General features: G+C 62.7%; 17 protein-coding genes and 1 tRNA gene. 13 read left to right on the top strand and 5 right to left on the bottom strand.

Going from position 1 to position 13,359, the window contains the following annotated elements; genetic code table 11:
- Nucleotides 1–31: 31 nt before the first annotated feature.
- From QQK18_RS15905 to QQK18_RS15885, 5 genes are all read left to right on the top strand, one after another.
- Nucleotides 32–817 carry a substrate-binding periplasmic protein gene (locus QQK18_RS15905; protein WP_284341345.1) on the top strand — a complete coding sequence of 262 codons (786 nt, stop codon included), beginning with the start codon at nucleotides 32–34 and terminating at the stop codon, nucleotides 815–817.
- A 38-nt stretch (nucleotides 818–855) separates the two neighbouring features.
- The gene (locus tag QQK18_RS15900) at nucleotides 856–1,668 is read left to right on the top strand and encodes an amino acid ABC transporter permease (protein ID WP_284341344.1); all 813 of its coding nucleotides are present in this window, start codon (nucleotides 856–858) and stop codon (nucleotides 1,666–1,668) included.
- Between the two features lie 61 nt (nucleotides 1,669–1,729).
- The gene (locus QQK18_RS15895) at nucleotides 1,730–2,236 is read left to right on the top strand and encodes a CreA family protein (RefSeq protein ID WP_284341343.1); all 507 of its coding nucleotides are present in this window, start codon (nucleotides 1,730–1,732) and stop codon (nucleotides 2,234–2,236) included.
- 158 nt (nucleotides 2,237–2,394) lie between these two features.
- A complete protein-coding gene (locus QQK18_RS15890; protein WP_284341342.1) occupies nucleotides 2,395–3,030 on the top strand; it encodes a peroxiredoxin in 636 nt (211 codons plus the stop codon).
- 150 nt (nucleotides 3,031–3,180) lie between these two features.
- Nucleotides 3,181–4,962, top strand: a complete 1,782-nt coding sequence (locus QQK18_RS15885) for a hypothetical protein (protein ID WP_284341341.1) — start codon at nucleotides 3,181–3,183, stop codon at nucleotides 4,960–4,962.
- An 81-nt stretch (nucleotides 4,963–5,043) separates the two neighbouring features.
- On the opposite strand, the gene QQK18_RS15880 is transcribed toward QQK18_RS15885, so the two are convergent.
- The 3 genes from QQK18_RS15880 to QQK18_RS15870 form a co-directional block, all read right to left on the bottom strand.
- Nucleotides 5,044–5,421, bottom strand: a complete 378-nt coding sequence (locus QQK18_RS15880; protein WP_284341340.1) for an MmcQ/YjbR family DNA-binding protein — start codon at nucleotides 5,419–5,421, stop codon at nucleotides 5,044–5,046.
- Nucleotides 5,418–6,077, bottom strand: a complete 660-nt coding sequence (msrA, locus tag QQK18_RS15875) for a peptide-methionine (S)-S-oxide reductase MsrA (RefSeq protein WP_284341339.1) — start codon at nucleotides 6,075–6,077, stop codon at nucleotides 5,418–5,420. Before msrA ends, QQK18_RS15880 begins: the two co-directional genes overlap by 4 nt.
- A 134-nt stretch (nucleotides 6,078–6,211) precedes the next feature.
- Nucleotides 6,212–6,535 carry a hypothetical protein gene (locus QQK18_RS15870; protein WP_284341338.1) on the bottom strand — a complete coding sequence of 108 codons (324 nt, stop codon included), beginning with the start codon at nucleotides 6,533–6,535 and terminating at the stop codon, nucleotides 6,212–6,214.
- A gap of 233 nt (nucleotides 6,536–6,768) precedes the next feature.
- Here QQK18_RS15870 and QQK18_RS15865 point away from each other — a divergent pair.
- Both QQK18_RS15865 and QQK18_RS15860 read left to right on the top strand, forming a co-directional pair.
- A tRNA-Ser gene (locus QQK18_RS15865) sits at nucleotides 6,769–6,858 on the top strand.
- Nucleotides 6,859–6,956: 98 nt separating this feature from the next.
- The gene (locus QQK18_RS15860) at nucleotides 6,957–8,576 is read left to right on the top strand and encodes a DUF6538 domain-containing protein (RefSeq protein ID WP_284341337.1); all 1,620 of its coding nucleotides are present in this window, start codon (nucleotides 6,957–6,959) and stop codon (nucleotides 8,574–8,576) included.
- Between the two features lie 3 nt (nucleotides 8,577–8,579).
- Here QQK18_RS15860 and QQK18_RS15855 read toward each other — a convergent pair whose 3' ends face one another.
- Nucleotides 8,580–9,164 (bottom strand): IclR family transcriptional regulator, encoded by a 585-nt coding sequence (locus QQK18_RS15855; protein WP_284341336.1) that lies wholly within the window; start codon nucleotides 9,162–9,164, stop codon nucleotides 8,580–8,582.
- 68 nt (nucleotides 9,165–9,232) lie between these two features.
- Between QQK18_RS15855 and QQK18_RS15850 the strand changes: the two genes are divergently transcribed.
- The 5 genes from QQK18_RS15850 (at nucleotide 9,233) to QQK18_RS15830 (ending at nucleotide 12,438) form a co-directional block, all read left to right on the top strand.
- Entirely contained in the window at nucleotides 9,233–9,727 is a 495-nt protein-coding gene (locus QQK18_RS15850) for a hypothetical protein (protein WP_284341335.1), read from the top strand.
- Between the two features lie 94 nt (nucleotides 9,728–9,821).
- The gene (locus QQK18_RS15845; RefSeq protein WP_284341334.1) at nucleotides 9,822–10,280 is read left to right on the top strand and encodes a hypothetical protein; all 459 of its coding nucleotides are present in this window, start codon (nucleotides 9,822–9,824) and stop codon (nucleotides 10,278–10,280) included.
- A 628-nt stretch (nucleotides 10,281–10,908) separates the two neighbouring features.
- Nucleotides 10,909–11,403, top strand: a complete 495-nt coding sequence (locus QQK18_RS15840; RefSeq protein ID WP_284341333.1) for a GyrI-like domain-containing protein — start codon at nucleotides 10,909–10,911, stop codon at nucleotides 11,401–11,403.
- The gene (locus tag QQK18_RS15835) at nucleotides 11,400–11,843 is read left to right on the top strand and encodes a hypothetical protein (RefSeq protein WP_284341332.1); all 444 of its coding nucleotides are present in this window, start codon (nucleotides 11,400–11,402) and stop codon (nucleotides 11,841–11,843) included. Before QQK18_RS15840 ends, QQK18_RS15835 begins: the two co-directional genes overlap by 4 nt.
- A gap of 379 nt (nucleotides 11,844–12,222) precedes the next feature.
- Nucleotides 12,223–12,438: a hypothetical protein gene (locus QQK18_RS15830; protein WP_284341331.1), complete on the top strand. Its 216-nt coding sequence runs from the start codon at nucleotides 12,223–12,225 to the stop codon at nucleotides 12,436–12,438.
- 85 nt (nucleotides 12,439–12,523) lie between these two features.
- On the opposite strand, the gene QQK18_RS15825 is transcribed toward QQK18_RS15830, so the two are convergent.
- Nucleotides 12,524–12,952 carry a GlcG/HbpS family heme-binding protein gene (locus QQK18_RS15825; RefSeq protein ID WP_284341330.1) on the bottom strand — a complete coding sequence of 143 codons (429 nt, stop codon included), beginning with the start codon at nucleotides 12,950–12,952 and terminating at the stop codon, nucleotides 12,524–12,526.
- A gap of 201 nt (nucleotides 12,953–13,153) precedes the next feature.
- Here QQK18_RS15825 and QQK18_RS15820 point away from each other — a divergent pair.
- A partial coding sequence (locus tag QQK18_RS15820) for an IclR family transcriptional regulator domain-containing protein (protein WP_284341329.1) occupies nucleotides 13,154–13,359 on the top strand: 206 nt, incomplete at its 3' end.

Here is a 13,359-nt window from a genome sequence, read left to right as displayed (position 1 = left end):
GCACTCGTTCGTTCCGGAGAACCTGCGCCTCATGAAAGCCCTGCCCCTCATCGCCGCCCTTCTCGCCCTCGCTGCACCCGCTGCCGGCCAGGAGCTGCCCGATCTTGGCGGACGCACCATCGTTGCGGTCACCGAGAACGCCTATGTGCCCCTCAATTTCGCAGATCCCAAGACCGGCGAAGGCATTGGCCTCGAATACGACCTCTTCAACGAGATCGCCAAGCGCCTCAATGCCCAAGTCGACTGGGAGCTTGCCAGTTGGGACGTGATGATCCAGGCGGTGCGCGACGGCCAGTTCGATGTCGGCATGGACGGCATCACCATCAATGCCGAGCGCGAGGAGCAGATCGACTTCTCGGACCCTTACCTCACCAGCCAGCAGCTCATGCTGGTGCGGGCCGACGAGGAGCGGTTCTCGGATGCGCAGAGCTTTGCGTCTGACGACCAGCTGCTCGTTGGCGCCCAGGCCGGCACTACCAACTTCTATGTCGCCGTCTACGACATGCTCGACGGGGACGAGGCCAACCCGCGCATCAAGCTTTTCGACACATTCGGCGCTTCCGTGCAGGCACTGGCATCCGGCGATGTCGACACCGTGCTCATGGACCAGACCTCGGCCAATGGCTACATCGGGGCCAATCCCGGCGCCTTCAAAGTCGTGGGCGAAGCGCTCGGCACCGAGGAGTTCGGCTTCATCTTCACGCCCGGCTCGGATCTCGTCGAACCGGTCAATGCGGCGATCGCGGCCATCAAGGCCGACGGCACGCTCGCCGCGCTCGAAGAGAAGTGGTTCTACCAGTACAACGCCGCTCAGTAGCTCCAGACTGCGGGACTCTCGCCGCGGCCCATCCATCCATGCCCGAGCGTTCCCCGATCCGCCGCACCCGCCGCATCCCCTACTGGTTGCTGGCCATGGCGCTGCTCTTCACCCTGGGCCTCTGGCTCATCGTGACGGACGCCGGTTACACGGCGATCTTCCGCACGCTCTCGGCCGGCATCGTCACTACGCTCTGGGTCAGCCTCCTTGCCTTTACCGCCGCCACGGTGCTGGGGCTGCTGGTCGCGCTGATGCGCACCAGCGGCAAGAGAGTGCTGGTCGAGTTGGCCACCTTCTATGTCGAACTCATCCGGGGCATCCCGATCCTCGTCTTCCTCTTTTACGTGGCGTTCGTTGCCGCGCCGGCGATCGTTGCCGGCGTCAACTGGCTGATGACGCCCCTCATCGGTCCCGGGCTCATCGAGCCGCTGACCGTGCGCGCCTTCGATTTCGTCTGGCGGGCGATCGTGGCACTCACCGTCTGCTATTCGGCGTTCATCGCTGAGATCTTCCGGGCCGGCATCGAGGCGGTCGACAAGGGGCAGGTCGAGGCGGCTCGCTCGCTCGGCCTCTCGCCCTGGCGCACCTTCCGTTTCATCGTCTTTCCGCAGGCGCTGAGGACGATCCTGCCGCCGCTCGGCAATGACTTCGTCTCGATGATCAAGGATTCCGCGCTGGTCTCGGCGCTCGGCGTCCAGGACATCACGCAGCTGGGCAAGGTCTATTCCTCGGGCACCTTCCGCTTCTTCGAGACCTATAATGTCGTGGCGTTCCTTTATCTGACCATGACGATCTCGCTCTCGCTGCTGGTGCGGCTGATGGAGCACCGCATGGCCCGCGCCCGGCGCTGATGCGACTTGCGCAAGCGTTGTGCGATGCGCATCTCTAGTCCCATCCACGGAGACGCAACACATGTACCAACGCCTCGCTCGACTTCTCCTGCCCGCAGCGATCGTCGCGCTGCTCGCGGCCTGCTCCGATCCACGCGAGGTCGGCAGCGTTTCCGTCGACTGGACGGGCAATGATGTGGTCGTCGAAGCGGTTGCCGACCCCGAAGTCGAGGGCGTCATCTGTCACGTCGCCTATTTCTCGCGCTCGCTGATCGACCGGCTGCAGCAGGGTAACTGGTTCGAGGACCCTTCCTATTCGGCCCTCGACTGCTCGGCTGTTGGGCCCATCGTCATCGGCGACATCTCGACCCGGCCGGGCGGGGAAGAGGTTTTCCGCGAGCGACGCTCGCTCATCTGGAAGAGCCTGCGGGTCAGCCGCATCTATGATGCGAAGAACAATGCTCTGGTCTACCTCGCCCACGCGCGCGAAATCCAGCTTGGCTCGGGCAAGATGTCGCTCTCGGTCATCCCCCTCGCCAATGCCGAGGTCACCTGGCGCGAGGGCGCACCCGCCGCGGCGGCGCAATAGCAAAGTCTACAGTGCTCACTTGGCCTGCCGGTGTGGAATCGCGTCGCGCCAGCGGGCGACACGCCATAAAAACTTTCCGCTTCCTGGCGCTTCTATCGGGTGTCGCTCAAACGATATGATGGACACATAAACTCCAGCAGAAAGAGCGAGGAGACATCATGGCAATTCTGATTGGCGACATCGCCCCCGACTTCACCGCGGACTCGACCGAAGGGCCGATCCGTTTCCACGACTATATCGACGGGTCCTGGGCCGTGCTCTTCTCGCACCCCAAGAACTTCACACCGGTATGCACCACCGAGCTCGGCTATACCGCCAAGCTGAAGCCGGAATTCGACAAGCGGGGCGTCAAGGTGCTCGGCCTTTCGGTCGATAAGCTCGAGGACCATGCCGGCTGGTCCGCCGACATCGCCGAAACGCAGGGCGCAACGCTCAACTTTCCGCTGATCGCCGACCCCGACAAGAAGGTGGCGACCCTCTATGACATGATCCACCCCAATGCCAGCGACAACCTGACGGTGCGCTCGGTCTTCGTCATCGGCCCGGACAAGAAGGTCAAGCTCAAGATCGAATACCCGGCTTCGACCGGCCGCAACTTCGACGAAGTGCTGCGCGTCATTGACAGCCTGCAGCTGACTGCCAAGCACCAGGTGGCGACGCCCGTCAACTGGAAGAGCGGCGAGGACGTGATCATCCTGCCGGCCGTCACCAACGAGGCGGCCCGCGAGAAATTCCCCGATGGCTGGAAGGAACTGAAACCCTATCTGCGGGTTGTTCCCCAGCCCCAGGGCTGATCGGCAAGGCCGACCGGCCCGACTTGTTTCTCCCTGATAACCCAACTGGGCGGCAGCACGGCTGCCGCCCTTTTTGCTTTGCGCTTTCAGGCGATCTTAACGACGGGGAACTATGGCTCGATGTTCCGTGACGGGGAGCCCCTACCAGCTATGACGCTGCCGCCAGCCGCCGATCGCCGCGCCGTCGACTGGCCCCTGCTGCTGACGGTGTTCGTGGCCGCTGCGGCCATCTTCATCGTCAGGGCCCGGATCGGAGCCGGCTCCACGCCGCTTCTCGCCGACACCGACGATGCCATGCGCATGGTCGTGGTGCGGGACTTCCTTGCCGGCCAGGGCTGGTACGATATCGTCCAGCACCGGATCAACGCGCCGTGGGGTGCCGACATCCACTGGTCGCGCCTCGTCGACCTGCCGATCGCCCTCATCATCCTTCTCGCCCGCCCATTCGCGGGCGCGGCGGGCGCCGAAACGATCGCCGCCTATATCTGGCCGCTCCTCTTATTCCTGGCGCTGCTCTGGGTGAGTGCCCGGCTGGCACTGCGGCTCGTCGGGCCTGCCGGCCTGCTGCCGGCGCTCGTGCTGCCGATCCTCAGTCCCGCCGTCACCAACGAGTTCAGCGCTGGCCGCATCGACCATCATAACCTGCAGGTGATCCTTACACTCGCCATCGCCTGGACCAGTATCGAAAGCCTCGACCGGTCGCGTTTCGCGCTCGCCACAGGCTTCCTATGCGCCACCGCGATCGCCATCGGCACCGAAGCGCTGCCGGCGGTCTCGGCCGCGATCCTTGCCTTCGGCCTCATCTGGATCTTCTCACCGGAAAAGAGCCGGCAGGTGCGCTATTTCGGCCTCGCTTTCGCCGGCGGGACGCTCGCCCACATTGTCATCGCACTGCCGCCCGACCGCTGGCTGGTGCCGGCCTGCGATGCGCTCTCTGTCGATTACGTCTTTGCCGCTGTTGCAACGGGCGCGGTGTTTGTCGGGCTGGCAGCTCTCGGGGGGCGGCCGAGGGGCTGGACGCTGCGGCTCGTCATCGGCATCGCTGCCGGGCTTGCAGCGATGGGAACCGTCTTTGCGCTCTTTCCCGAATGCCTGAAAGGGCCCTATGCGGCCGTCGACCCGTGGCTCGTGACGCACTGGATCAATGCGATCGCCGAGGCCAAGACCTGGTGGGGAAGTCTATTCGACTTGCCGGCCTATACCCTGGCGGTCGGGGTACCGCCCCTGCTCGGTCTCGTGGTGATCGGCCATCGCGTCGTCACGATGAAGGAGGATCGCGGGCAGTGGCTGGTTCTGGCCCTCTTTCTCGGGTTTGCAACGCTCGTCATGCTGCTGCAGGTGCGTGGAGCGCGGCTTTCCACGATGCCGGCCATTCCGGCCGCCGCCTGCCTCATCGCAGACCTGCGGGCAAGGTGTCTGACCAGCCGCACGCCGGCGACCGCCATTGCGCTGATTGCAGGCTGGTTCGGCTTTGCCGGGGTCCTCGTTATCGTGGCGGTCAGCGCGGTGGTGCGGTTGACACCCAACCCGGCCCGGGAGGTGATCGAGACACGCACCGAGCGCGCCCAATGCCTGATGCCGCAGTCCTTTGCCGACCTCGCCGCTATCCCGCCCGAGCGGGTCATGGCCCCCATCGATCTCGGATCGCATCTGCTGCTCGAAACGCCGCATGCGGTGGTCGCCGCGCCCTACCACCGCAACGAGGCGGGCGTCCTCGATACCTTCGCCTTCTTCAATGGCCCGGTGGACGAGGCGCGCGAAATCCTCGCCCGGCGCGGCATCGGACTGGTCGTCACCTGTCCGGCCATGCCCGAAATGCGTGGGCTTGCCGATGCGGCGCCTGATTCGTTCGTTCGGCTGGAGAGGCTTCCGGACTGGCTTGCCGACGTCAGCCTCGGCGGCCCGCTGAAGGTCTATGCAGTGCTGCCCTAGAGCGCGACGCGGTTTGATTTCAATCAAATCTGGTGGCGCGGGATTTTCTGCGAAAAACCTTCCCACTTTTCCGCAGCCCGCTTAGGCTTCCGCGGCGAGATAAGCCTCGAGCCCCAGTTCTGTCCGCGCCTTGCGGGTCAGCTTGCCGGCGATAATCCGGTGCGAGCGGGCGATATAGGCCTTGACCACCTCATCCTCGAGCGCGCCCGGCGCCACGCTCACCCATTGCCGTTTGGCAAAATAGGGCGCCTGCACGATGCCCGTCTCCACGGTCAGGATCTCGAAGGTCTCCTCGGGCACCTTGAAGACGATATGTCCCGCGCCGAGGCCGAGGCTGCCGACCAACGCGAACACCTTGCCGCCGACCTTGGCGACAAGGCTCTCCCATTGCTCACTGAGGGTAACCGCCGGCAGTCCTGTGACGAAATCGGCAAAGCCGGCCTTACTATGAAGACTCACGAAGCCGCTGCCACGCCGGTGCCGATGGGGCAGGAGACGCCCGTGCCCTGCAGCCCGCAATAGCCGGCGGGGTTCTTGGCCAGGTATTGCTGGTGGTAGGTCTCGGCGAAGTAGAAGGGCTTGGCCGGCGCGATCTCGGTGGTGATGGAACCGAGCCCGCGAGCCTTGAGTGCCGCCGCATAGCGTGCCCGGCTTTCCTCGACCACTGCTGCCTGGGCGGGCGCGGTGGTATAGGTCGCCGAGCGGTATTGCGTGCCGACGTCGTTGCCCTGGCGCATGCCCTGGGTCGGGTCGTGCTCTTCCCAGAACGTCTTCAACAGGGTGTCGAGTGCGATCTCGGCAGGATCATAGACCACCATCACCGCTTCGGTGTGGCCGGTGCGGCCCGAACAGACCTCCTCATAGGTCGGGTTGGGCGTCGCCCCGCCCTGATAGCCGACGGCAGTGACATAGACCCCCGGCAGCTGCCAGAACAGCCGCTCGGCGCCCCAGAAGCAGCCGAGCCCGAAATAGATGATCTCGCTACCCTCGGGGTACGGACCCTTCAGCGGGCGTCCGTTGACGACATGATGCTCGGCGACCGGCATTTGCTGCGAGCGGCCGGGCAGAGCCTCCTCGGGCGTCGGAATCGTCATCGGCTTGGTCTTGAACAGCACCTCGAACATCCTTTCACGTCGGTGCCGGACCGCTAGGGCGCGATGCGATTTGATTGGATCAAATCGCGCACTCTATTGTCTCTTTGTCGCGGGATTCTTGCAAAAAACCGGTATCCACTTTTTTGCATCCCGCTCTAGATCCGCTCGGTCTCGACGAACTGATGCTGGCGCGGCCTGCGGCCCATCAGCGCCAGGACAATGCCCGGAACGCCGACCACCGCAAAGGCCGGATAGGTGAGCAGCGCGGCAAAGACGGCGCCCAGGAGATCGGCGAACAGCCGCGTCTCGAAGAATGCCGCGACGGTTTCGAGGCTCGCCGCATTGACGGTGCGCCAGACCTCGCCCAAGGACGTGAGAAAGAGCGCATTGGCGCCCAGCGACTTGGTGCCATCGACGACGATCAACACCACCGCCAGGCCGATAAGCCAGGTTCCCAACACCCGCAAGACAAGCCGCATCGCGTTTCCTCTCGCGGCCACTGACCGCTGCCGGCCCATCCTGCCGGTCACCATTGCCTGCGATTCTGCCATGCTTATGCCAGCGCAAACAAGATGGGATCGGGCAGGCTGCGAAACAATACGGATGGCGCAGGCGTGATCCCCTTGCGCAGCGAACTTTCCTGACTATATTGCGCCCCGCTTGCGCTGCCTCAATACGGCATCCGACCAGACCCACGGTTGGCGCGCGCTGCGGAGAGATGGCCGAGTGGTCGAAGGCGCACGCCTGGAAAGTGTGTAGGCGGGTAACCGTCTCGAGGGTTCGAATCCCTCTCTCTCCGCCACTTCACCTCGTAAGGTGTTGTAAGCGCTGAAAGCCCAGGATTGTCAGGACTTTGGTAACGCCCAACTGGTACAGAAGGGTGGTACAGTGAGACTATCCATGGCACAGCCGGTTCGACACGGAAAGTCGGGCGTCATCAGGTTCAGGAAAGCCGTACCGAAGGATCTGCGGCCAATTCTTGGAAAGCGCGAGATCAAGGTGAGCCTCGGAAAGGATCCGGCGCTTGCCCGCATCAGAAATGCAGAGCTCCACCTACTGTGGGAGCGTAACTTCGCCAGCCTCAGGGCCGGTATGGTCGAGTTGTCGCACAAGGATTGCGTCGCGCTCGCTGGGGCCCTCTACGCCGAACATGTCGAGCGATTCAGGGAAGAGCCCGGAGAACGCTGGCGGGTCGTTGCGCAGGCGCTCAACAATTCGCTGGCCGCTGGCCACCGCGGCACAAGCATCATCGTCGCTGGCAGGAAAGAAGTCACCGACCGAATGCTTGCTCGTCTCCAGAACCCGCATCGCGCAAAGGTGCGGAAATTCCTGGCCAAGCAAGGTCTTACTGCTACCAAGGACAGTCTCGCCAAGGCTATGCCGCACGTCAATCAGGCGCTTTCCGAGGCCAGCAACCAAGTCGTACGATTCCTGGAGGGTGACTATTCACCCGATCCAGTGTCCGCGAGATTCCCGCCTTGGGTCCCTCCCCGGCCGTTGAACAACTCGGCCCCCGTTTCCGAGTCCTCCAGAACCGATTTGCTAAAGCTGTTCGACGAGATGGCGGGGGAGCGCGAATTCTCTCCCGCGACCATCAAGCGTCATCGCCCCATCATTGCCCAGGTGGCTGCCACGCACGCCGACATTCGCACGATAACGCCCGAGTGGTGCGTGGGTTGGAAGAACGAGTTGATCGCTCGGGGACTCTCGGCGCGCACGGTGCAGTACGCCTATCTCGCCGCTTTGCGCAATCTGGCCAACTATGCAATCGAGAACAAGAAAATCGAACGCAATCCGCTACAGGGCATCTCGGTCAGGGTAAAGCGCCGGACGCGCGATCGAGTTGAACGCGGACACACCAATGAAGAGGCGCTAATCATTCTGCGTGCCACGTTGGGCGATTTTGGCCCGTTGCTGCCGCCAGACCAACACCGAGCCCGTCGCTGGCTACCTTGGCTGTGTTACTACTCGGGTGCCCGGATCGGAGAGATGGCCCAATTGCGCAAACAAGACCTCGTGCAGGAGGAGGGTGTATGGATCCTACTCGTCAAGCCTTCTGCCGGCAGGCTCAAGGACAACAAGGCGCGGCGAGTGCCACTGCATCCTCACCTGATCGCTCAAGGATTTGTAGATGTCGTCCGCAAGCTACCGGAAGGCTATATCTTCACTGACCCCGGTCGCCGCCGCAGCCGAGCTGGCTCTCCCCTAATGCACAAGAAAACAGCGGAAAACATTGGGCGTTGGGTTCGTGGACTTGGTTTGGCGGACCAAGAACTTCAACCGTCTCACGGGTGGCGGCATCGCTTTAAGACGCTCGCGCGCCTATACCAGCTGGATCCCGGAGCACGAGATTACATTCAGGGCCATTCGCCACACAACGACGCCGAGGACTACGGCGATCAACCGGCGCAGGCTCTGTTCGAGCAGATCTCACGCATTCCGGCGATGGAAGTCGGCGGCAACGAGCTGGTACTGGCAAGGCTGCAACGCCCGCCTAGGACTGCGACATCTAAGGCGTAGTAGTTACAGTTGGAGCGGCGCGCCCTGTCCCCGCATCAGGTCAGACAGTTCGCCAGCGATTCTGGCTACCGTCCGCCCAATGACGGGTACACAATCGGGCGTAATGCGCGAGGGCACCCCCGAGACGGAGATGGCGCAGAGGATCTCGGACCGACCGTCATATACCGGAGCGGCAATGCAGCGTACGTCTGGGCTGTTCTCCTGGTCGTCTACTGAATAGCCCACACTCTCGATCTGTATAAGGTTTTGCACAAGCGCTTCACGTGTCGCAAGTGTGTTCGGCGTCAACCGGCGCAAGCCCCGTCGGCGCAGTACGTCACTGATCTCGGCCAGAGAGTAGGACGATAGTATAGCTTTACCCATTCCAGAGGTGGTGATCGGCACCCGGCCGCCGACGCGTGCGACCGAGCGGCAGATCTCACGACCCTTAGTCACGTCGCGCAGTCGACGCAGGGAAGGCAAGGCGGTCGACACGAAGTGGCGATCGCGCTCGAAGGCGGTTCCGACTGCGAAGGCGCCCAGACCCACGTGCCAGTGATTGTCGCCGGGAGAGAAGTGCACGAACTCACGCGCCTCGAGCGTCGTCAACAGAGCTGCTCTACAATTCCCGGCGGTTCGTCGACCTGAAAGGCATCCTCACCCAGACGCCCATCGTCATGCTCGACCACCAGCGGCGCAATGCCTATGACGGGTTCGAACAAAATATGGAAGCGGGCAAGCGCCTGCACGAGATCGCCGGCTGGGACAAGCTCATTCCGGAATCGACGCCGCAATACCAGCTGGGCTCACCCGTCTTCCGGCTCTCCAGCATGCCGGTGCCGGAAGTGCGCGTCTGGGCCACGGCCGGCTTTGCCGGAGGTATCCAGCCATGGTGGCACCATATCGGCTCCAGCCATGAGGATCGGCGCCAGTACCGCACGGCCGAACCGATTTTCCGCTGGCACGATGCCAACCAGGACGTGCTGGTCAATCGCGAGATCCGTGCGGATGTGGGCGTTGTCTGGTCGCAGCAGAATCATGACTTCTTCGGCCGCGCGGACGCAGCCGAGAAGACCATGGCGCCCTATCGCTGCGTCATCAAAGCTCTCGATCGGCACGCCATCACGTCCCCTTGCACGCCGACAGCATCGGCACGGCACGCGATCGCCTGAGCGTGATCGTCCTGCCCAATATCGGGGCCCTCAGCGACGAACAGATTGCGGATGTGACGAGATTTGTCGAGCAAGGCGGCCCGAGACCTCGTGGATGCGCGAGCCTCGCAGCGACATTGCTGCGCTTACAGTGCGCAGGCATCCAGCGGGTGGCACCTTGATCTGGTTCGCGGCCGATCTCGACCGTTGTTTTGCACGCGACGAAAACCCGGAACATGCCCTGCTGATCGCCAACGCTGTCCGACATGGTCTGGGCACTACAGGCAAGGTCAGCCTTTCGGGCGGCCATGGCGTCATCACCGTCGACCTTTACCGCCAGGATGACCGCCACGTGCTCCACCTCAACAACCGCCTGTTGCTGTCCCGTGTCCCCGGGCGCCAATACGACCTCGTGCCGGTCGGCCCAGTCGAAGTACGGCTGAACATCGAGAGCAGCGCCGACAAGGTCGATCTGCGAGTCGCCGGCGTCAGCATACCGACCCGGCGCGACGGCTCCGCGCTGGTCTTTACCATCGACACCGTCCTCGATCACGAAGTCGCCGTGATTGGCTGAGTCGACCGAGAAGGCCGCGAGATCACCTTGCCTGTAGACGCGCAGGCGAGGTGAACGAGAGCTCTGCAAGCATAGCGGTGCGCTCAGTAAGGGATGAGCGTTCGGTGCGCCACCGCTACGCCGCCGAGGCAGCGGCCACAAGAGGATTCAGCGCCACCTGAGCGACCTTGCGTTCCCGCGCGGGCGCCCGAGTCAACTCCGCTTGACCATCAGCCTGCTGCTAATCGCGGCATTGATGTCATAGATCGGCCTGCCGGGCTGGCCTCTGCACACTTATGCGTCGCCGCTCGAGCAGCGGCTGTCAACGCCTTGCCAATCGCGATGGTGACGGGGGAGCTGAAGTTAGGTTCAGCAGTGTTCGAGCCGCTTCTGGTGCGGTTGTAGCCTGCATTTTGCAGGGCTTTACCGCGTTTGACAACGTCAAATGTTAGCGCTAGCGAACAGAATGGCGAAGGTTTGCCCGACACCTAGACGGCCGGAGGCGCACCGCCTCGTATCCTTATCGCGCCCACCGCAATGCGAGACAGGGGGAGGAGTCGCCATTCTGCTCGGCCCTTTTGTTAGCGCCCATGGGCGTAACGGGGTCAGTTAGAGCCGGGAAAGTGTTCGCTTGTAAGGAGCGTGAAGGATGCTATCTGACGACGTACAGGACATTCAACAACCGGCGAGGCACATTGTTGGCCTGTCGATTCGAGCGAGTCTCAATGAGATCATCGAGAACAACCTTGGCAACAAGCTTCGTGAGGAGCTCACGCGAAGGGAGTTCGAAATAGCGAACCGGGTCGACGGTGGAATGTACCTTGTTCAAGTCTACGACCCCGTTCCTTGGACGCCGGACACGCCGTTCACGCAGGTAATCGGCAGCGAAGTCGCCAAGGTTGGCAAATTGCCTGTGGGTATGACAACCCATACAATCCCTGCGGGTGCTTATCTCAGGTTCCTGCACGTCGGGCCGATGAAGCATATCGGGGCGAGCTATGATGCGATGCATGCTTGGCTTGCGAAGAATCAGCGGAGTGGGCCGTGTCCCTTCGACTTCGAATACTGGAAGGATCCAAGGAGGTTGGAAGAGGAGGACACAGAGATCGGGATCAATCTCCCGGTGAAGGTGACCACGGCATGAGGGTTGAAACAGTTGCTCTTCCCGAGCTGATCGCCATCGGGATCTTGGTCGAGGGCACATGGCAAGCGTTGCCACGCGAGGTTCCTGCCGCATGGAAGCGCCTCTTCGATACCGACACCGGAGCTGATAGTTTTGTCGAAGTATCCCTTGCCTTCACGGCCGGCGTCTATAGTGAGCTTGTCGGATATCTGGCCACCGCAGACGCTGCAGTACTGCCTGGCTTTACGCGCGTCGTGATTCCGCCGCGCCATTATCTTTACGCCGTCCACGATGGGCCGCTCGCCAACATTGCGCAAACTTTTCTCACTTTGGAGAACGAAGCACGGCGCATTGGGTTACACACCGACTTCAAGCTCGACATCGGCTATCAGCCGGGATTGCAGGAAGGGCGGCACGAGTTGTATGTGGGGTTGGAAGCGGAGCCTGTGATGCTGGCGTGATCAACCAGCGCCCCAATGTCTAAAGCACCGTGAATGACGACCGGTGGCCACACCGTCGGCTTGAAACAATGTCATGCTCATGACGGCCTTCACGACACCACCTCAGCGAAAAGGTCGAGATAGAGAAGAGCGTGGCGTCGAGCAGGTGCAGCACCTCGCTGATACCGCCGATCTTGGCGACGCTAGGCCGCACATAGGCGAAAGCGGGGTCCACGACCATGTCGAGGAGATTGGCGGTACTGACCGCATTCTCCCCGGCGGCGCCTTCTGGGCGAACTTTGCGACGCGCGTCATGGCACTACGGTTATCGCGGCCAGTTTGGCTCCTCGACCCAGTAGTCCTCCTCGGCTATGGCGCCTGCTCCAGCTCCCAGCTGTAATTGACATCATTCGCCCTGTTGCTGTCCCTCATCCCCGGTCGCCAATACGACCTCATGCCGGTCGGTCCGGTCGAAGTGCGGCTGAACGTCAAGAGCAGCGCCGACAAGGTCGATCTGCGAGTCGCCGGCGTCAGCATACCGACCCGGCGCGACGGCTCCGCGCTGGTCTTTACCGTCGACACCATCCTCGATCACGAGGTCGTGGTGATCGGCTGAGGAGGCCGAGTGGCCAGCATTCACCTCGCCTGCGAGTTGGCAGGCGAGGTGAATTCAGGAAAGGATGAGCCTGCGGGTGCGGCGGCTACGCTGCAGCCGCGACCGCGAAGTGATCGAGCGCCGCCTGAGCGACCTCCCGGTCCTCGCCAGGGGTTCCCGAACTCACCCCCACTGCCCCGACGACCTCGCCATCGACGCTGACGGGCAAACCACCGGCGACCACCATCAACCTGCCGCCAATCGCTGTGTTGATACCATAGGCGGGCCTCCCCGGCTGGCTGGCCTCTCCATAGTCGTGGGTCGCCTTTCGCGCAGCGGCGGCGGTGAACGCCTTGTCGATCGCGATGGTGATGCTGGTGATCTTTCCGCCGTCCATGCGCCGGAAAGCCAGGAGGTTGCCGGCAGAATCGGTGACGGCAATGCACATCGGCACACCGATGCGTATTGCATGCGCTTGAGCGCCTTCGATGAGACGAATGGCGTCATTGAGGTCGAGTTCACGAACAGTCTTCATCACCAAATCCTATAATCGATCACATGTCGGCTAAACGGGTGCGCGCGAGGGGGCGCGTTCATCATTTTCGCTACCCAACCGCCCGTCAATTGGCGATCACCTCTTCAGGCATTTCCGCATCGCGGAATTCACTTCCCGATTTGCTTGGAAAGCCGCTTACGAAAGAGCACTTTCGCCCGCGGGAGAGGAGGAAGCACCCCCATGGTGAACTCCGGCATGGGTAAGGCGCTTCTGGCCACCTATTCGCCTGCCGATGTCTCCGCGATCATTTCCAAGTACGGGATGCACAAGCTGACGGCGAACTCCCTGACGCGGGCCGGCGACCTGAGGGACGATCTGGCGCAGGTGCTATCTGCATGCGCGCCTTCGCCTCCCGGCGCCGGCGATGCAGAACGGGTTCGGTATAG

The organism is Devosia nitrariae, assembly GCF_030160115.1.
Taxonomy (GTDB): Bacteria; Pseudomonadota; Alphaproteobacteria; order Rhizobiales; family Devosiaceae; genus Devosia; species Devosia nitrariae.
Note: the sequence above shows the minus strand (reverse complement) of the source record. Positions and strands in the feature narration are given on the sequence as shown.

Coding starts and splice junctions, on each gene's coding strand:
- QQK18_RS15905 (WP_284341345.1), top strand. CDS start 32: ATGAAAGCCCTGCCCCTCATCGCCGCCCTTCTCGCCCTCGCTGCACCC.
- QQK18_RS15900 (WP_284341344.1), top strand. CDS start 856: ATGCCCGAGCGTTCCCCGATCCGCCGCACCCGCCGCATCCCCTACTGG.
- QQK18_RS15895 (WP_284341343.1), top strand. CDS start 1,730: ATGTACCAACGCCTCGCTCGACTTCTCCTGCCCGCAGCGATCGTCGCG.
- QQK18_RS15890 (WP_284341342.1), top strand. CDS start 2,395: ATGGCAATTCTGATTGGCGACATCGCCCCCGACTTCACCGCGGACTCG.
- QQK18_RS15885 (WP_284341341.1), top strand. CDS start 3,181: ATGACGCTGCCGCCAGCCGCCGATCGCCGCGCCGTCGACTGGCCCCTG.
- QQK18_RS15870 (WP_284341338.1), bottom strand. CDS start 6,535: ATGCGGCTTGTCTTGCGGGTGTTGGGAACCTGGCTTATCGGCCTGGCG.
- QQK18_RS15860 (WP_284341337.1), top strand. CDS start 6,957: ATGGCACAGCCGGTTCGACACGGAAAGTCGGGCGTCATCAGGTTCAGG.
- QQK18_RS15850 (WP_284341335.1), top strand. CDS start 9,233: ATGCTCGACCACCAGCGGCGCAATGCCTATGACGGGTTCGAACAAAAT.
- QQK18_RS15845 (WP_284341334.1), top strand. CDS start 9,822: ATGCGCGAGCCTCGCAGCGACATTGCTGCGCTTACAGTGCGCAGGCAT.
- QQK18_RS15840 (WP_284341333.1), top strand. CDS start 10,909: ATGCTATCTGACGACGTACAGGACATTCAACAACCGGCGAGGCACATT.
- QQK18_RS15835 (WP_284341332.1), top strand. CDS start 11,400: ATGAGGGTTGAAACAGTTGCTCTTCCCGAGCTGATCGCCATCGGGATC.
- QQK18_RS15825 (WP_284341330.1), bottom strand. CDS start 12,952: ATGAAGACTGTTCGTGAACTCGACCTCAATGACGCCATTCGTCTCATC.